The sequence below is a fragment of the Nitrincola alkalilacustris genome (genome assembly GCF_008973755.1).
Taxonomy (GTDB): Bacteria; Pseudomonadota; Gammaproteobacteria; order Pseudomonadales; family Balneatricaceae; genus Nitrincola; species Nitrincola alkalilacustris.
Genome location: NZ_WBOM01000001.1, coordinates 82,758 through 99,952 on the forward strand (window position 1 = coordinate 82,758; position 17,195 = coordinate 99,952).

Below are 17,195 nucleotides of genomic sequence, written 5' to 3' on the forward strand. Positions count from 1 at the left end.
AATCGTTGCACAGCCTTCTAGAGTGGTTTGAAAAAGACTTTCGAGTTGCGCTGGAAGTTATACAACGCTTTTTTCTCCTGTGGCAGTGCATCCAGCGAAGCCTCCCGGAAGCCGCGCTCGACAAACCAGTGTGCGGTGCGGGTGGTCAGCACGAACAGGGATTTTAGTCCCAGTTCGCGTGCCTGTTCCTCCAGCTTTTGAAGCAGCATATCGCCACGCTGCCCTCCCTGGTAGTTGCTGTCGATCGCCACGCAGGCCAGTTCACCGACCTGCTCTTCCAGAAATGGATAGAGCGCCGCACATCCGATAATGGCTCCATCGCGTTCGACGATGGTGAAGCGTTCAATCTCTGCCTCCAGCCGCTCACGCGAGCGTCTGACCAGTACACCCTTAGCCTCCAGGGGCGCGATCAGTTCCAGAATACCACCGACATCTTCTATGCCCGCTACACGGACCTGCTCATAGGACTCGCGAATCACCATGGTACCCGAGCCGTCACGGGTGAACAGCTCCTCAATCAGGGCGCCATCCTGCTGGAAGTTGATCAGATGACAGCGCGGAACGCCACTCTGACAGGCTTCGGCAGCTGCCTGCAGCAGGCGTGATGTCTCCGTATGCGGGGCAGAAGGGTCATCCAGTTTCGCCAGATACTGACTGACCATGCGCATGGCTGTAGCAACGAGCAATTCACTGCGTAGATCACCACGGCTGTCACGTATGCCATCTTCACTGCCGAAGAGGATCAGTTTATCGGCCTTCAGCGCTATGGCGGTGCGTGTGGCAACCTCCTCCACCGAGAGGTTGAACAGCTCTCCTGTCGGGGAGTAGCCCAGATTGGACAGCAGCACGATATGGTTCAGATTCAGCAACTGACGGATCGCTTCATGATCAACCCGGCGCAGCTCGCCAGTATGTCTTAGGTCAACGCCATCCACCACGCCGGCTGGTCGTGCGGTGATGAAGTTGCCACTGCTGACACGGATGCGTGCGCCATGCATCGGTGTGTTCGACAGCCCCATGGAAAAGCGTGCTTCCAGTTCACAGCGCAAACTGCCAACGGCTTCAACAACACACTGCAGCGTCTGTGAGTCGGTAACGCGCTGATGATGGTGCAGACGTGTCTTGATACCCTGCTTTTCCAGTCGTGCCTCTATCTGTGGTCGAGAACCGAATACAAGCACCAGGCGCACACCCAGGCTGTTCAGCAGCGCTATGTCATGCACGATACTATCGAAAATGGGTTCAGCCAGCGCCTCTCCACCGAGCATCAGCACAAAGGTTTTGCCTCTGTGTGCATTGATGTAGGGTGATGAGTGGCGAAACCAGCTGACATGTTGTTGAGTGTTGTCGGTCACAGCAGTCATTTAGCTCCGGTTACAGGCAGTAGCGCCCGATTAAGGTTTTCAGCAGCTCGATGGTGGGCTGGATCTGATCCAGAGCCAGAAACTCATCAGGCTGGTGGGCCTGGTCTATGGAGCCCGGCCCCATCACTATTGTATCCATACCCAGCGCCTGCAGGAATGGGGCTTCGGTAGCGAATGCCACGGCCTGAGCAGTATGGCCTGTCAGTTTTTCCACCATCTGAACCAGTTCTGAGTCTTTGGCTGTTTCAAAAGGCGGAACGCCCAGAAACAGGGGGTATGATTTCAGCTCCACGCCATATTTGGCACCAATAGGATGTAAGCGCTCACTGATCATATTGCGCAGTCCATCCAGCGACATACCCGGCAGTGGGCGCAAGTCAAACTCCAGTTCACAGCGGCCACAGATACGATTGGGGTTATCTCCGCCGTGGATACAGCCCAGGTTCAGGGTTGGAATACTGACGCTGAAGTCGCTGTTCTGGTACTGCTGAGCCAGCTCCTGACGCAGTCCGATCAGCTCACTGAGCACACCATGCATCGCATCCAGCGCGTTGTGTCCCAGTGCCGGGTCGGAGGAGTGGCCGGAGCGACCTTCAATCCTGACCGCTTCCACCATTATGCCCTTGTGCATACGGATCGGGCGCAGGCTGGTCGGCTCTCCGATAATGGCTGCCCGAGCCAGCGGGCGTCCAGCTTCCACCAGTGCTCTGGCGCCGCTCATGGAGCACTCTTCATCGGCCGTTGCCAGAATGATCAGGGGTTGTTTGAACTGGGTGGGATGGAAGCTTCGGGCGGCCTCGATCGCGAGGGCGAAAAAGCCCTTCATATCGCAGGTACCCAGCCCATAAAAACGATTATCCCGCTCGGTCAGAGTAAAGGGGTCGCTTTGCCATAGTTCAGTATTGCAGGGAACGGTATCCGTATGGCCAGAGAGCACCAGCCCTCCGGGACCTTGCCCGAGTGTGGCGATCAGATTGGCTTTGCGACCCTCTTCGCCGGGCACCATCATCACCTCACACTCAAATCCCAGGTCACTCAGCCAGCCCTGCAGGCGGTTGATCACGTCGAGATTACTTTGATCCCAGGCCGCCGAAGTCGAACTGACGGACGGGCTGGCGATCAGCTCTTTCAGCATTGTGAGTGTATCAGGCGGTTGCTGGTTCATGACTCCTCTCCGGCATGTTGGTGCTCTGGCAGCCTGTCTGTCCTTTCCGTAACGGATTCAGTCAGGCTCGGCTGGCTCTTGAGGACTATAATGCTATCTTTGCCGTCGCGGGTCTATCCCGGTCTGGTTGTTTCCGAGTAGCGGCAGGGGGCACTTGGCTGGCAGTTGAACTAGATTACTCCAGGTCTATATGTGGCCAGTAAGTTACGGCTATAATAGCGCCTGTAATAAATACGTCATTATTCTGTAACAGCCGATAACACAAAGTGGTGATTCATGACTTACTCGCTGTTTGATTTTCTCCAGCTCATCGGTGCGCTGGGGATATTCATCTTCGGCATGAAAATTTTCAGTGAAGGCTTGCAGAAGATTGCCGGCAATCGCCTGAAAAGCATCCTCGGCGGTATGACTCGGAACCGCTTGACAGGTGTGATCACAGGTTTTGGTGCAACAGCCATCACCCAGTCATCCACCACTACTACCGTTATGGCGGTGAGTTTTGTAAATGCCGGGCTGCTGACATTTGTCCAGTCTACGGGGGTCATCATGGGTGCCAATATCGGCACTACGATCACTGCCTGGCTGGTGGCGTTGTTTGGTTTCAAATTTCAGATCACCCCCATAGCACTGGCGGTGATCGGTATATTTTTTGCGTTCCTGTTTTCCAAAAATGCCCGCTGGCGCAATATTGCCGAGGCGATGGTGGGATTTGGTATTCTGTTTATCGGTCTGGAGTTCATCAAGGGTTCAGTGCCCGAGATCAGCAGTAATCCGGCGATGCTGGCTTTTCTCGACAGCTTTACCGAGTATGGCTACCTGTCACTGATTTTCTTCATTTTTATCGGTACTCTGCTGACGTTGCTGACTCAATCGTCTTCGGCAGCGACCGCCATCACCCTGGTGATGCTGTTTGAGGGCTGGATCTCATTCCCGGTTGCTGCGGCGATGATCCTGGGTGAAAACATCGGTACTACGGTGACGGCCAATCTCGCGGCGCTGGTGGGGAATGTGCATGCCAAACGTGCTGCACGCTTCCACTTCTTCTTCAACATCATCGGGGTGACCTGGATGATGCTGGTGATCTTTCCGGTTCTGCATCTGCTTGATTCAGTGGTGCAGTTTTTCACCGAAATGCCAGTGTCTGTCATGAGCGGTGATCCAGCTTCCCGTGCCAATGCCACTCTGGCGCTATCACTCTTTCATACCACCTTCAACGTGCTGAACGTGGTACTGCTGTTTGCCTTTGTACCCTTCATCGTGCGCTTTGTTGAGTATATCCAGCCGGATCGCGGCGGAGAGGAGGATGAGTTTCATCTGCGCCATATCAGCTCCGGCATGATGACCTCGCCGCTGATCTCGGTGGAGCAGGCGCAGAAGGAGATCCAGCACTTTGCCGGTGTCATCGAAAAAATGCATGCCAGTGTCAGTGAGCTGCTGTTCGACCCTGGGGCCGATCGGGAAAAGCTGGCCGAGAAGATTCATCAGTATGAGAAAACCACGGATCAGTTGGAGATTGAGATCTCCGATTATCTGGTTCGCATCAGTGAGCGCTCCAACCTCGAGCACGAGCTGACCGATCGTATCCGTAACATGCAAACCATGATCAACGATCTGGAGCGGATTGCGGATATCTATTACCAGATCACCAAACTGGCCGATCGCATGCAGGATTCCAAGTCCAGCTGGCCGGATGAGGCTTTCGAGGAGATTCGGGTGATGATGGATGCCTTGCATCAGGCCATTCACAACATGGCTCTGAATGTCTCGCGGGAGCCGCGCGATATCAAGCTGGAAGAGGCCATTGCGATGGAAAAGCAGGTTAACAAGCTGCGCAACCGTTTCCGCGAGAACCATTATTCACGGCTGGAAAATGGCAACTACTCACCGCGTGCCGGAGTGGTCTTTATTGATGCCCTGAATCGTCTGGAACGGATTGGTGACCATGTCATTAATGTGAATGAGTTTGCCTCTGGCCATCGCCTGAAAGACAAGCGTGTCGCCAGCAGCAAACGCTGAACCTGACACTCCTTTTTTCAGCCGATCTGGTAATCTAGGGCGACTGTTCTGATGCATGGGAGATAGATGGTGTTGATACAGCCTGTCCTGGAAAATATACCTGCACAGTTGCACCCGCACCTGCTGGAGAGCTGGGAGAAGATCTCTCCGGCGCTTGTGTTACTTGATCAGGCGCCACAATGGCTGGCATCCGAGCTGAGCACCGTGCTGATCGGCAGTGACTTTGCGCGCGACCAGTTGATGCGTCATCCTGAATGGCTGCAGCGGTTGCAGCAATCAGGAGATCTGGAGCAGGCCTGCAGTGAGCAGCAGTATCGTGATCTGCTGCATGCACTGGTTCAGCCAGAGCAGGAGGAGGCAGATCTGCATCGGGTGTTGCGCCAGTTTCGGCAGTATCAGATGGTCCGTTTGATCTGGCGTGATCTGACCCGGCGCAGTGACATGATCGGCACTACGCATGAGCTGTCCTGGCTGGCCGATGTGTGCATCGATGAAACGCTCAACTGGCTGTATGACAAGGCCTGTGAGCGCTGGGGGACCCCCTGGTCACGACCGGATGCACAGGGGCGGCGGCAACAGCAGCGGATGGTGGTGCTGGGCATGGGCAAGCTGGGCGCGCATGAGCTGAACCTCTCCTCCGATATCGACCTGATGTTTACCTACCCCTCCAATGGCGAAACAGACCATGAGCGCAAAAATCTGGAGAACCAGGACTTCTTTATTCGCCTTGGGCAGAAGCTGATTCAGGCGCTGGATAACCTGACAATGGATGGTTTTGTGTTCCGGGTCGATATGCGCCTGCGCCCTTTCGGCACCTCCGGCACGCTGGCCTGCAGCTTTGATGCAATGGAGGGGTATTACCAGGATCAGGGCCGCGACTGGGAACGCTATGCGATGATCAAGTCGCGGGTGGTAGCCGGCGACAAAGCTCAGGGTGAGCGTTTGCAATCTTTGTTGCGTCCCTTTGTGTATCGCAAATATATCGACTTCAGTGCCTTTGAATCCCTGCGCGATATGAAGCTGATGATCAGCCGTGAGGTCAGGCGCAAAGGGTTGGAGGACAATGTAAAGCTGGGCTCGGGCGGTATTCGCGAAGTGGAGTTTATCGCTCAGGCGTTTCAGCTGATTCGCGGCGGACGAGATCTGGAATTGCGCCAGCGTGAGCTGATGAACATTCTGCCCTTGCTGCCAGAAAGAGTCGGTATGCCGCAGCAGGCGGTTGATGAACTGATTGCAGCTTATACTTTTTTACGCAACACCGAGCACGCCATTCAGGCACTGGCGGACCAGCAGACACAGGAGCTACCGGCAGATGACTTGGGGCGTGCACGTATAGCCCACAGCATGGGCTTTGCCGACTGGCAGAGTTTCCATGAACAGTTGATGAGTTACCGTGCAACGGTCTCGCGCCATTTTGCCGATGTGATTGCGCCTGAAGAGTCAGAGGATGATCTGGCCGATTCTACAACTGAGACTGATTGGCAGGCTCTCTGGCACGGCGAGATGGATGATGCTGAAGCGCATGGGCTGCTGGCAGAGCGCGGTTTTAAGGATGCCGACAAGGCGTTCAGGCTGATACAGGATCTGCGCAATCTGAAAGCGGTGCAGGTGTTGCAGCAGGTGGCTCAGCAACGATTGCTGAATGTGTTGCCGAATCTGCTGGAGGCGATCGCCCAATGCGATAACCCTGAGGTTACGCTGGAGCGCGTGTTGCTGTTGATTCAGGCGATTCTGCGCCGCTCCGCTTATCTGGTGCTATTGGCCGAAAACCCAGCCGCGCTGCAACAACTGGTGCGCCTGTGCTCCGCCAGTGCCTGGTTCGCCAATCTGCTGGCCAAGCAGCCGGTACTGATGGATGAGCTGATCGATCCACGCACCCTGTATGATCCACCGGATAAGGCGCGTCTGCAGGCAGAGTTGCGCCAGCAGTTGCTGCGCATCCCGCAGGAGGATACGGAGCAGTTGATGGAAGCATTGCGTTACTTCAAACATGCCCATGTGTTGCGGGTGGCGGCCTCAGAAGTGACCGGTGTGCTGCCCTTGATGAAAGTCAGCGACTACCTGACCTGGCTGGCCGAGGCGGTGCTGGAGGTGGTGCTGGATATCGCCTGGCATGATCTGATCAGCAAGTATGGACGGCCACTACGCGAGCCCGGGATTCCCTGTGATCCCGATTTTGTCGTACTCGGCTATGGCAAGGTGGGTGGAATAGAGCTTTCCTATGGTTCGGATCTGGATCTGGTGTTTCTCTATGATGCCGACTCCAATCTGAACACAGATGGTGAGAAGCAGGTACCCAACCCGGTGTTCTTCAATCGGTTGGGTCAGAAGATGATCCATATCCTGAATACCTTCACGCCATCGGGACAACTGTATGAAGTGGATATGCGGCTGCGTCCGTCAGGCAACTCCGGGCTGCTGGTCAGCACGCTGAAAGCCTTTGGCGAGTATCAGCAGCGCGAAGCCTGGACGTGGGAGCATCAGGCACTGGTGCGTGCGCGTGTGGTGGCGGGGTGCCCCAGAGTGAAAGAGCGCTTCGAACAGACACGTGCCGAGATTCTGGGTGCCGATCGCGAACTGGAAAAGCTGCGCACCGATGTTGTGGAGATGCGAGAAAAGATGCGTCAGCATCTGGGCAGTGGCGTTAAAGAGGAGGACGCCTTCCACCTGAAGCAGGATCGCGGTGGCATAGTGGATATCGAGTTTCTGGTGCAGTTTCATGTGCTGGCTTACGCTACGCGCCACCCGGATCTGCTCGAATTTACTGATAATATCCGTATTCTGGATGCAATCGAGCGCAACGCTCTGTTGTCGGCAGAGGAGGCGGATTTTCTGCGTGAAACCTATAAAACCTATCGCGCAATGGGCCATCGGCTGGCGCTGCAGGAGCAATCCAGCACCATAGCGGACGATCAGTTTGCACAGTTGCGCACGCGAGTGGGAGAGATCTGGGACCGAGTGATGACTGCCCGGCCATAACCGGGCAGTTTTTTGTATTCAGGGTGTACTGACTGAGGGCGGACTGACTGAGAGTGTACTCAGAAAGAGAGTACTCAGATGCTGGTCAGCCAGCCGTGGATATCTTCGGCCTGGCCCCACTGAATGGCATTCAGGGCCTTGCGCAGTTTGACCGTGGTCGGGCCAACACCGCCAGTGCCGACCTGATACTCCTTACCGTGATGGATCAGCGTACCCACCGGTGTCAGTACCGCTGCGGTGCCAGACAGCGCCGCTTCACAGCCAGGTTTGGCCGCACGCTCAAGCAGCTCAGCTACGGTCAGCTCACGCTCTGATACCTGCATGCCCATATCGCGTGCCAGTGTCAGGATTGAGTCACGCGTCACCCCATGCAGGAAGCTCTCATCCAGCGCCTTGGTGATGATCTCATTGCCATCGATCAGCAGGAAGTTGGCCGCGCCTGTCTCCTGAACATCGCCATTCGGGCAGAAAAGGACCTGATCTGCCTGACACTCTTCGCGCGCTTCCATGATCGGACGCAGCGCGCTGGCGTAGTTGCCCCCACTCTTGATCATGCCGTTATGCGGCGCACAGCGCATGCCCTGATCTTCGAGCTTCAGGCGCAGGCATTTGTCGCCACCGGAGAAGTAATCACCGACCGGTGAGGCCAGGACGTAAAGGCAGGAGGTCAGAGACGGTGCTGCCGCCTTACCGATAGCTGCTTCGGTGCCGAAATGGGTCGGGCGGATATACAGCGATCCCGGAGGGGCCGGTACATCAGCCGCAAAACGGGAAACCGTATCAAGAATCATCTTGCTCAGCTCTGCTTCATCAATAGCAGGCAGTGCCAGAAGGCGGCTGCTCTGAGCCATACGTGCAATATTACGGTCCATGCGGAAAATTTTCACCGAGCCATCTTCATGGCGAAACGCCTTCAGTCCCTCAAAGCAGGTGCTGGCATAGTGCAGCACATGAGCGCCAGGGTGAAGCTGAATGCTGTCACTGGCCACCATCTCCGGCTGGCTCCAGCGAGTGCCATCAAACCAGGAGATTGCCATTTCAGGCATGAAAACGGTACCAAATGCAGCAGCCATGTGAACGTCCTCAAAAAGTATCAATGCGAATTAGTAGTCGGAAGGTAAACACCTTGCAGCATCTGATTGTAATCATCAACAACCTGAAAGGGAATTCTATTGGCAGGAGAAGACCGAGAGAGTGTAAGAATATTTGTATGGGCGCATTCAAAAGGCGTATCTGGAGAGGACACAATAAACGTCAGCGCCTGCACTGGCAGTTCGGGTGTAATGAGATAGACTGTCTCTTGTCATCGTTTGGGTGATGGACGAACCATGCTGTTTATAGTATCCAGATAGTAGCCAGATAAGGAGAGCTGATGTGGAGTTTTTAACCGAGGCCAATTTCAGGGATTTCGTGAATCCCGGTGTGGTCTCCAGACAGCTGCTCTCGCCACATAACTCCCGATCGAGCCGGGTCACCATCACGCATGTCACGGTTGAGCCCGGTGGCAGTCAGCCTCGCCACGCACACCCTGCATCGGAACAGATCTGGATCGCCCTGTCCGGCGAGGGGATGCTGTTGCTGGATCAGGATGAGACCCTGCCTTTTCGAGCCGGGCAGGTGGTGCGCTTTGAGGAGGGCGATGTGCATGGCTTGCAGGTCACGGGTGCAATGCCTTTCATCTATATGTCTGTGACATCACCGCCACTGGATTTTTCGGATATTTATGAGAGCGAGCAGCAGTAATATCTGACCTTACTCATGCTGCGAAGGATACTTATTCCGAAAAGATTTGAACTCACGCCTGAGCAGATAGATTGCAAATAGCGACAGGCAGATATTCGAGAAGGGCACGGCCAGCCAGACGCCATTGAGGCCGATCAGCCAGGGCAGGAGTGCCAGAAAAGGTAGCTGAATCAGCATATTACCCATGGTGATGAAGGTCGCTTTGCGCCCCATCCCCAGAGACTGAAACCAACTGGCGGTCATCACCAGAAATCCATCAATAAACAGCGCAAACAGATGCAGGCGTATCGCCCACTGAGCGACATCCAGCAGTGCCTCATCATCGCCGATAAATACCGATGCGAAAAACCCCGGCACCAGCAGCAGGCTGATAACCAGAAGGATACCGCTGCCCAGAATGATCTTGCAGGCCAGTACAAAGGTATCTTTGAGGCGTTTGATCTGACCTGATCCGTAGTAGAAGCTGACCAGTGGTTGCATGCCGCCAGATACCCCCTCTGCCGCCATGTAGTAAAAGGCCATCAGATAACCCGCGATACTGTAGGCAGCAACATGCAGGGCGGTGCCATATTTCAGCAGCAGAATATTATGCAGCACGACCGAAAAGCTGATGTACAGATACATCAACATGCTGGAGAAACCGGTGCCCAGCAGTCTGAGCATGGCACGAGGTTTCAGGGCAAAGGTCGCAATGGCTAGTGGCGCCCGGCTACGATGGCTGAAGAGAAAAACCAGACAGATAATGACCGACAGACTTTCAGCCAGCACCGTTGCCAGAGCTGCACCGCTGAGGCCCCAGCCTAGCCAGGCGATGAACAGAGCGTCCAGCAGGATATTGCTGATGGCCCCTGCCAGCATGGCATAGGTTGCGAGCCTGGGTGCGCCGAGATTGCGTGCCAGAAAGGGCAGGGCGATGCTGGCCAGAATCAGCGGTGAGGCTGGAGCCATGATATTGAGATAGTCCTGAGCGTTGGCGGCTGCGTCGCCACTGGCCCCCTGAAAGGCCAGAAATCCCGCGCTGGTATGATTCAGCAACCAGCCCAGCGGCATGCCGATCAGCAGTAACAGCCATAAGCCTTGCGCAATATAGCGGCTCGCCGTCTGCTGCTCGCGTCCACCCAGCGAAATGGAAGCCTGTGCCCCTGCTCCAATGCCGATCATCATCCCGATGGCGAGCAAAACCCCGACCCAGGGCCAGGCCAGATTGATCCCTGCCAGCCCGTCACCGCCAATGAAATGACCGACAAATATTCCATCCACAATCTGATAGGTGCCACTGACCAGCAAGGCCGCCATGGAGGGCAGAGTATAGTGCCAGAAGGCGCGGTGCAGCGGTGTAGTGTTCAGATCCATTGAGATGACAACTTCTTGAGGGAACAGGGTCTTATGATTGGGCAGCTTCATGCTGCTATAAACAGGCGCTATTAGATCACAAAAAATGTTACAAGGCCTGTACCGGCGGTCTGTATAAGCCCGTAATTGCACAGGGGCTGGAGCTTGGTTAAACTGCTAGCTTTATGACCTTCACTGTGGCTTTAGCAGAAGCATTCACAGAAGCCTTACAGGATCCTTTACGCCAATGAAGTAAGCACCTCACACATCGACTCATCTTCACCCTGAATACTTCGGGTGACTGACTTCGTGTGCAGGTGGCTATCAGACGGCTGATCCAACCAATCTTTTTCATTCCGATGGCTGCCTGCCCTGTATTCAAGGGAGGTTTCCATGTCTGCATTCTGTCATTTTTCGGGTCTTACCCTGCATTTCGGTGCCGATACCCTGTTCAGTAATTTATCCGGCACACTCACGCGCGCGGCTACTACAACCGGTTTGATCGGCCCGAATGGCCGTGGCAAATCGGTGCTGCTTAAACTCCTGGCCGGACGCATGACGCCTTCCGCCGGTAAAATCAGTTGGGATGTGCCGATATTCAGTGTCGATCAAGTGACACGGCTATCTGGACCGCGCTTGGCAGATGCCCTGGCTGTCGCGCTGGAGCATGATCGCCTGTGCCGGATTGAGCAGGGGCAGGGTAGCCTGCAAGATCTGGAGCAGGCGGCGGATCAGTGGCATTTACCGGCCAGTTGGAAAGCACTGCTGACCGAAGCAGGGCTGCCTCAGGATCTGGATGCGCCCATCTCCAGACTCAGTGGCGGGGAACAGACACGCCTCGCGCTCTGCGCTGCATTCATGAAGCGGGACCATTTTCTACTGCTGGATGAACCGAGTAACCATCTGGATGCACAGGGGCGTAGCTGGTTGATGCAGTGTCTGGCCGCACATCCTGGCGGGGCGCTGGTGGCCAGCCATGACCGGACTTTGCTCCGGCAGTGCTCCGAACTGCTCGAACTGACAGGGGAAGAGCTGCGCCGATATGGTGGTAACTATGACCTCTATCGCTCAGTTCGCCAGGCTGAAACAGATGCGCTGGAGCAGCAGATAGAACATCAGACCCGACAGTTACACAGAGATGTTCAACAGCATCTGTTTGCCCGCCAGAGTGCGGACACGCGTCGGCGACAGGGTGAACGCCAGCGCGCCTCGGGGTCACAGGGCAAGATGCTACTGGATGCCAGGGCCCAGCGGGCGCAACACACAGAAGGGTGTCAGCAGAGTCTGCATCAGCAACGACAGCGTCAGATGCAGGAAGAGCTGGGCCAGTTAAAGGCTCGTCGGGAGCTACTGACAGCGCAGCGCCTTGAACTGCCGATACAAGGGGTGCGAGGAGGTGTCAGGCTGCATCTCGACGCGCTACAACTACCCTGGGTCAAGCAAGCGCCCCTCTCGTTGACAGTCTACGGAGGTGAGCGTTGGCGAGTGCAGGGTGCCAATGGCTCGGGTAAGTCGACTTTGTTGCGGATCATCGCTGGCCAGATCGAAGCCCCGGCTGGGGAGTGTCGGGTATCCGGCCGGTGTCTCTATCTGGATCAGGAGTGTAGCTTTCTACAGCCAGATCTATCAGCTGTGGATAACCTGCAGCGACTCAACCCGCACCTGAGCGAAGCTGAACTGCGCACTCAACTCGGACGTGTTCGGCTACGACGCGATAAAGCATTGCTCCCGACCGCTTTGCTCAGCGGTGGGGAGCGGATGAAAGTCGCACTGCTGGCGATCAGCGGCTTGAACCAGGCACCAGATCTCTTGCTGTTGGATGAGCCGGATAACCATCTGGATCTTGATTCCCGCGAACTGCTGGAAAGTGTGCTGCGTGATTACCCCGGCATGCTGATGGTGGTCTCGCATGATGAATTGTTTATTGAGGCGGTTGGTGTAGGGCAGTATTTGCAGCTGTGACAAAAGAGGGCGAACGTTGATTGCAGTGGCAAAAAGCAGTAATCTCTTGCCTAAAGTAAGGGGCCGGATTGCCCAAAAGGATGATTTTTAATAAGGACATTGCCATGCCTACCGTCTATTTCAACTCTCACTCTTGCCACATTTCTGACTTGATTGATGCCGACGACGAGCTCATTGCGGAGTTTTCCCGAGTCAATGGCATAAGTTCAGATGGTCGTGTTTATCAAGGGCAGGCCTTCACGCTGGACTTGTCTGAAACCTATGCACCCTCGATTATCCGTACTCTTAATCAACAGGCTATTTATGAGCGTAGCTGGCTAATGGAAGCGGCAGGAGTAGAAGGTGAGGAGTTGCATCGAGAAGCTGAGTTCTGGGAAAAATACCTGACTGAGGAGGAGCTCTCTGGCGTTCTCAGTCTGATAGGTGGATCTGGTCCTGCCTTTAAGGCCAAATTTGAAAATCTCTCTAATTTTCATAAAGCTTTGGTCAATTATGAAAATGCCCTCATCGCTGTTCAAAAACCTGCCGCGGCCGGTATGCCGGGTGCAGGCGCCAGGGACGCCATCGCGCGCCGCAATGCCATTCAAGCCTACGATGTACTGATCAGCGAACACAGAAGCGCAATGACCCAGCTCTCCCCTGTTATCATGCGTACTAAAAACCGTGGCAGCGCCATCAATAATGCTCACCGTGGTATCACTCTGGCCAGTCGCAGCCGTGGCCGTCTTCACGCAGATACTCGCATTTTCGTTGCTGACCTGTTCCAGGCCCACAGGCTGAAAAGCTTCTCGCAGTTTATGTCTAAAGCAGCCACCCCTTTGTCCTTGGCTGCTGACGCTTCAATCAGAGCTGGCAAGGTAAGAAGTGTGAGTAATGCTGATGGAAACTGGCATCGTGAAAGCGTAAGGCAAATTGCGGGGTTTGGTGGCGGTGCACTTGGAGGGGGGTTGGCGGGTAATGCAACATTGATTGCCCTCGGCGGCGCAACAAAAATTTCAGCTTTGGCACTTGCTGGTCCTATTGGCTGGGCACTCATTGGCTGTATTGTGGTTGTGATAGCCGGTGCAAGTTATTACGGAGCCAAGGTTGGTGGAAATATGGGTGAGAATTTTGGTAGTACGTTATATGACGGCTTGCAATAGCATTTTATTCATTAAAGGATTCAGTTTTTTTGGCTGTTTAATTATTTATGAGTGATTTTTTATTAAATTTACCTGATTTTTTGCGCCTCTATTTATCTAAAGAATTTATCGTTTTAACAAGCGGTTTTTTTATGACCATAGGGGTTTTTTTAATGATTTTTTCATTATTCTTCTCGATTTTACGTATAAATAGAGCCATGCGACGTGATGGATTGGAGCCTCCTGCGTTGCATATGATAAACATTTACGCTTATTGGCATGTTTTCTCGGCTACGCGTAAATCCATTGCAAATATGGTGAAATCTGAGCAGGAAATAGGTACTGTTAAGAATTCATTTTTCTTTAATGTAATACCTGTTTTACCGTACATTAAGCCCATTGATCGATATATATCTAGAGGGTTTATTGTTTCCGGTATCATTTTTTTTGCTTTTGGCTTTGTTGCTTTATTTCTTTATCCCGAGTGATGTTTCTACCTGTACTACGGCTATGCAGGTGCAGATAGTATGTGCATAGCGGTCAAGCTGCGCTGTTGTTGACAGCTCTATTGTTTGGGTGTTCTCTCATATCTCACAATAAAGCACTTCTAAGCTCTGAGTAGTGGGTATGTATTTTATTCAGCTTTTTTGGTAGACGTTCTTCCACTATTATATTAATGTGCGATATTATATCAGTGCGCGGATCATTTCCAAATGGATTTGAGTCGAAGAAGGAATCTTCTATACCTGCAAGTCTATAAGTTTTCATAAAATGTATGAATTGTGTATACCAGCTCGGAGATCCAATATTATCTGATGCTTCAAAATACTCAACGATTGCTTCGCAGAACGCTTTGAACGATATCCACGCTCCATTGCGCACCATCCGTCTTTCAGCACGTTCTAATTCTGCAGCGAGCGTCTTTACTATATTGCGTTTTGCAGCAAGTTCGTGTCTACGATCTTCTAGAAAATCAAGTAGCTCGTTATTTGGCACTTTTTTATCTTTTAACGAGCTTCTAATTTTAATGAAGGCTGTAATATAGTCGGTATGAATTTCTTCTATATCTCTCATTAAAGGCTCAATATGAGATTTAAATAGCTGATTTTTGCCCTTGTCGTATTCCCTAAGGAATCCAAAAATTGGTACAAATGAAAATTCAATTTTCATATTATTATAGACCCCAAGAGCTAATATTTGTATTTGCTTAAGTATTGTATTAATTCGATTATGAGGTGCTGGCACCACACACGCTACCAGCCCGGCTGGTGCTTCATCAGAGCAAGTGCGTGCTTCCAGATTGTTTAGTCGAAATTACCCCATCCTTCTTGTGGTTGCAATGTGTCGGGACGTATTGAGGAGAGTCATAACAGCCCACTATAGACTCAGCCAAAGCCCCCTTAGTATCATGGCGCGGTGTTAAATGCTGCCAATGGAACCTCTGTGCCTCAGATCTGGATCGTCAGCGATGGTAAACCCGGACACCGGAATCAGTCGCTGGGGCTTTATGCTGCCCTGAAACAGCAGCGCCCTGAGCTGGAACTGCAGGAGATAGCGCCGCTGAGCACGACTCACTCTCTGCTGGCGCTTCTGTTCCGACAGCGTCCTCAGCCACTGCTTCAACCTCTTACTCAGACACCTCCGGCACTGCTGATCGGGGCTGGTCATGCGACCCATCTGACGCTGCTGGCACTGAAGCGGCTGACCGGTGTGCCTGCTGTGGTGCTGATGAAGCCCAGCCTGCCTTTGCGCTGGTTCGATCTCTGTCTGATTCCTGAGCATGATAATCCGGCCCCGGCTGCGAATATTCTGACTACCCGAGGGGCGCTGAATCTGATGCGCTCCGGCACCAAGCAACCCGGTAGCGGTATGATCCTGATTGGTGGGCCATCAAAGCATTTTGGCTGGGATGAGACCGCGCTGTTGGCTCAGTTGCAGCAACTGCTGAGTCTGGATGCGAGGCGCTGGTGCATGACCACATCGCGACGCACACCTGAATCAACCTTGAGCCTGTTGCGAACGCTACCGGGAGTTGAGCTGGTGCCGGCTGAGGAAACGCCAACAGGATGGTTGCCAGAAAAACTGGCCAGTGCCGAGTGCTGCTGGGTAACCGAGGACAGTGTCTCGATGGTGTATGAAGCACTGACTGCCGGCTGCGCGGTGGGCACGCTGGAGCTGCCGGCAGGTCGTGGCGGTCGTCTGGCGGGAGGATTGAAGCGGCTTGCTGATGATGGCTTGATCCAGCCTTTTTCCCGCTGGCGCGAGGGCTCCGACAGGACATTACCCACGCCTGCTTCAACATCAGCATCAACACACACCTTTAATGAAGCGCAACGTTGCGCCGGATGGCTGCTTGAGCGAGGCTGGTTATGAAAGTGGTTCAGGTGCTGCCCGATCTGGATGGCGGTGGGGTTGAGCGTGGTACGCTGGAGGTGGCTCGCGGTCTGGTAGCTGCCGGGCATGAGTCGCTGGTGATCTCGGCGGGTGGCAAGCTGGTGTCTCAGCTAGAGCGGGAGGGCAGCCGTCATCTGACTTGGGATATCGGCCGTAAATCCTTGTTTACCTTGCGTCATATCTGGTCGCTGCGTCGTTGGATGCGTGATTATCAGCCGGATATTATCCACCTGCGCTCACGTCTACCTGCCTGGATTGTCTGGCTGGCATGGAAAGGGTTGCCGGTGGGGCAGCGACCTCATCTGGTTACCACAGTGCATGGTTTGTACTCCGTGTCTGGCTACAGTGCGATCATGTGTCGTGGCGAACGGGTGATCGCCGTGTCTCAGACGGTGATGGACTATATCCAGAGCAACTATCCTGAAACTGACGCAGCGAAATTGCGCCTGATCAATCGCGGTATCGATCCCGAAGAGTTCCCCTATGGCTTTCAGCCCACGGCACAGTGGCGTGATGCCTGGTATCAGCAATATCCACAGTTGGTGGGTAAAAAGGTGCTGACACTGCCGGGGCGTATCACTCGTCTGAAAGGGCATCAGGACCTGATCACATTGGTTGTTGCACTCAAACAGGCCGGTATACCCGTTCATGCGTTGATCGTCGGTGGTGAAGATCCCCGGCGTCAGGCTTATGCCGATGAGTTGCGTACGCGTATTCGGGAGGAGGGGTTGGGTGATTGGATCACTTTTACCGGCGCGCGCAGTGATATCCGCGAGATCTATGCCGCGTCGGATGTGGTGCTCTCCTTGTCGAACAAACCGGAGTCCTTTGGTCGTACTGTCGTTGAGTGCTTGTCGTTGGGTGTGCCGGTCGCTGGGTTCGGACATGGTGGCGTGGCGGAAACCCTGGCTGAGCTTTATCCTGAGGGGCTGGTGGAGAAAGGTGATCTGAATGAACTGCAGCAGCGACTACAGAGCTGGTTTCGCAGTGGTGCCCCCAAACCTAGTGGCAATACGATCTATACATTGGACCGGATGATCGGTGATACGCTGGCGGTATATGAAGAATTGATTCACAGGAGTGATAAACAGGCGTGACGGATATTCATGACAAGCCTCA

General features: G+C 54.0%; 13 protein-coding genes. 8 read left to right on the plus strand and 5 right to left on the minus strand.

Annotated features, from left to right (window positions below; genetic code table 11):
- Positions 1-17: 17 nt before the first annotated feature.
- The gene (argA, locus tag F7R27_RS00410) at positions 18-1,364 is read right to left on the minus strand and encodes an amino-acid N-acetyltransferase (protein ID WP_151702250.1); all 1,347 of its coding nucleotides are present in this window, start codon (positions 1,362-1,364) and stop codon (positions 18-20) included.
- 10 nt (positions 1,365-1,374) lie between these two features.
- On the minus strand, positions 1,375-2,529 hold the full coding sequence (gene argE / locus F7R27_RS00415; RefSeq protein ID WP_151702251.1) for an acetylornithine deacetylase: 1,155 nt from the start codon (positions 2,527-2,529) through the stop codon (positions 1,375-1,377).
- A gap of 276 nt (positions 2,530-2,805) precedes the next feature.
- On the opposite strand from argE, the gene F7R27_RS00420 reads away from it, so the two are divergent.
- On the plus strand, positions 2,806-4,545 hold the full coding sequence (locus F7R27_RS00420; RefSeq protein ID WP_151702252.1) for a Na/Pi cotransporter family protein: 1,740 nt from the start codon (positions 2,806-2,808) through the stop codon (positions 4,543-4,545).
- Between the two features lie 66 nt (positions 4,546-4,611).
- Positions 4,612-7,524 carry a bifunctional [glutamate--ammonia ligase]-adenylyl-L-tyrosine phosphorylase/[glutamate--ammonia-ligase] adenylyltransferase gene (gene glnE, locus F7R27_RS00425; protein WP_151702253.1) on the plus strand — a complete coding sequence of 971 codons (2,913 nt, stop codon included), beginning with the start codon at positions 4,612-4,614 and terminating at the stop codon, positions 7,522-7,524.
- Between the two features lie 74 nt (positions 7,525-7,598).
- On the opposite strand, the gene F7R27_RS00430 is transcribed toward glnE, so the two are convergent.
- The gene (locus tag F7R27_RS00430; RefSeq protein ID WP_151702254.1) at positions 7,599-8,597 is read right to left on the minus strand and encodes a branched-chain amino acid aminotransferase; all 999 of its coding nucleotides are present in this window, start codon (positions 8,595-8,597) and stop codon (positions 7,599-7,601) included.
- A 301-nt stretch (positions 8,598-8,898) separates the two neighbouring features.
- On the opposite strand from F7R27_RS00430, the gene F7R27_RS00435 reads away from it, so the two are divergent.
- Positions 8,899-9,267 (plus strand): cupin domain-containing protein, encoded by a 369-nt coding sequence (locus F7R27_RS00435; RefSeq protein WP_151702255.1) that lies wholly within the window; start codon positions 8,899-8,901, stop codon positions 9,265-9,267.
- A gap of 9 nt (positions 9,268-9,276) precedes the next feature.
- Here F7R27_RS00435 and F7R27_RS00440 read toward each other — a convergent pair whose 3' ends face one another.
- Positions 9,277-10,620 carry an MATE family efflux transporter gene (locus tag F7R27_RS00440; RefSeq protein ID WP_151702256.1) on the minus strand — a complete coding sequence of 448 codons (1,344 nt, stop codon included), beginning with the start codon at positions 10,618-10,620 and terminating at the stop codon, positions 9,277-9,279.
- A gap of 372 nt (positions 10,621-10,992) precedes the next feature.
- Here F7R27_RS00440 and F7R27_RS00445 point away from each other — a divergent pair, with 372 nt between their 5' ends.
- The 3 genes from F7R27_RS00445 to F7R27_RS00455 all read left to right on the plus strand — a co-directional run bounded on the left by F7R27_RS00445 (position 10,993) and on the right by F7R27_RS00455 (position 14,170).
- A complete protein-coding gene (locus F7R27_RS00445; RefSeq protein WP_151702257.1) occupies positions 10,993-12,561 on the plus strand; it encodes an ATP-binding cassette domain-containing protein in 1,569 nt (522 codons plus the stop codon).
- Positions 12,562-12,641: 80 nt separating this feature from the next.
- Positions 12,642-13,703, plus strand: coding sequence for a hypothetical protein (locus F7R27_RS00450; RefSeq protein ID WP_151702258.1), 1,062 nt, complete (start codon positions 12,642-12,644; stop codon positions 13,701-13,703).
- Positions 13,704-13,750: 47 nt separating this feature from the next.
- On the plus strand, positions 13,751-14,170 hold the full coding sequence (locus F7R27_RS00455; protein WP_151702259.1) for a hypothetical protein: 420 nt from the start codon (positions 13,751-13,753) through the stop codon (positions 14,168-14,170).
- Between the two features lie 103 nt (positions 14,171-14,273).
- On the opposite strand, the gene F7R27_RS00460 is transcribed toward F7R27_RS00455, so the two are convergent.
- Complete coding sequence (locus F7R27_RS00460; protein ID WP_151702260.1) at positions 14,274-14,930, minus strand: hypothetical protein; 657 nt, start codon at positions 14,928-14,930, stop codon at positions 14,274-14,276.
- A gap of 195 nt (positions 14,931-15,125) precedes the next feature.
- On the opposite strand from F7R27_RS00460, the gene F7R27_RS00465 reads away from it, so the two are divergent.
- Both F7R27_RS00465 and F7R27_RS00470 read left to right on the plus strand, forming a co-directional pair.
- The gene (locus F7R27_RS00465; protein WP_151702261.1) at positions 15,126-16,055 is read left to right on the plus strand and encodes a mitochondrial fission ELM1 family protein; all 930 of its coding nucleotides are present in this window, start codon (positions 15,126-15,128) and stop codon (positions 16,053-16,055) included.
- Entirely contained in the window at positions 16,052-17,173 is a 1,122-nt protein-coding gene (locus F7R27_RS00470) for a glycosyltransferase family 4 protein (RefSeq protein WP_151702262.1), read from the plus strand. Before F7R27_RS00465 ends, F7R27_RS00470 begins: the two co-directional genes overlap by 4 nt.
- The last annotated feature ends 22 nt before the right edge of the window (positions 17,174-17,195 follow it).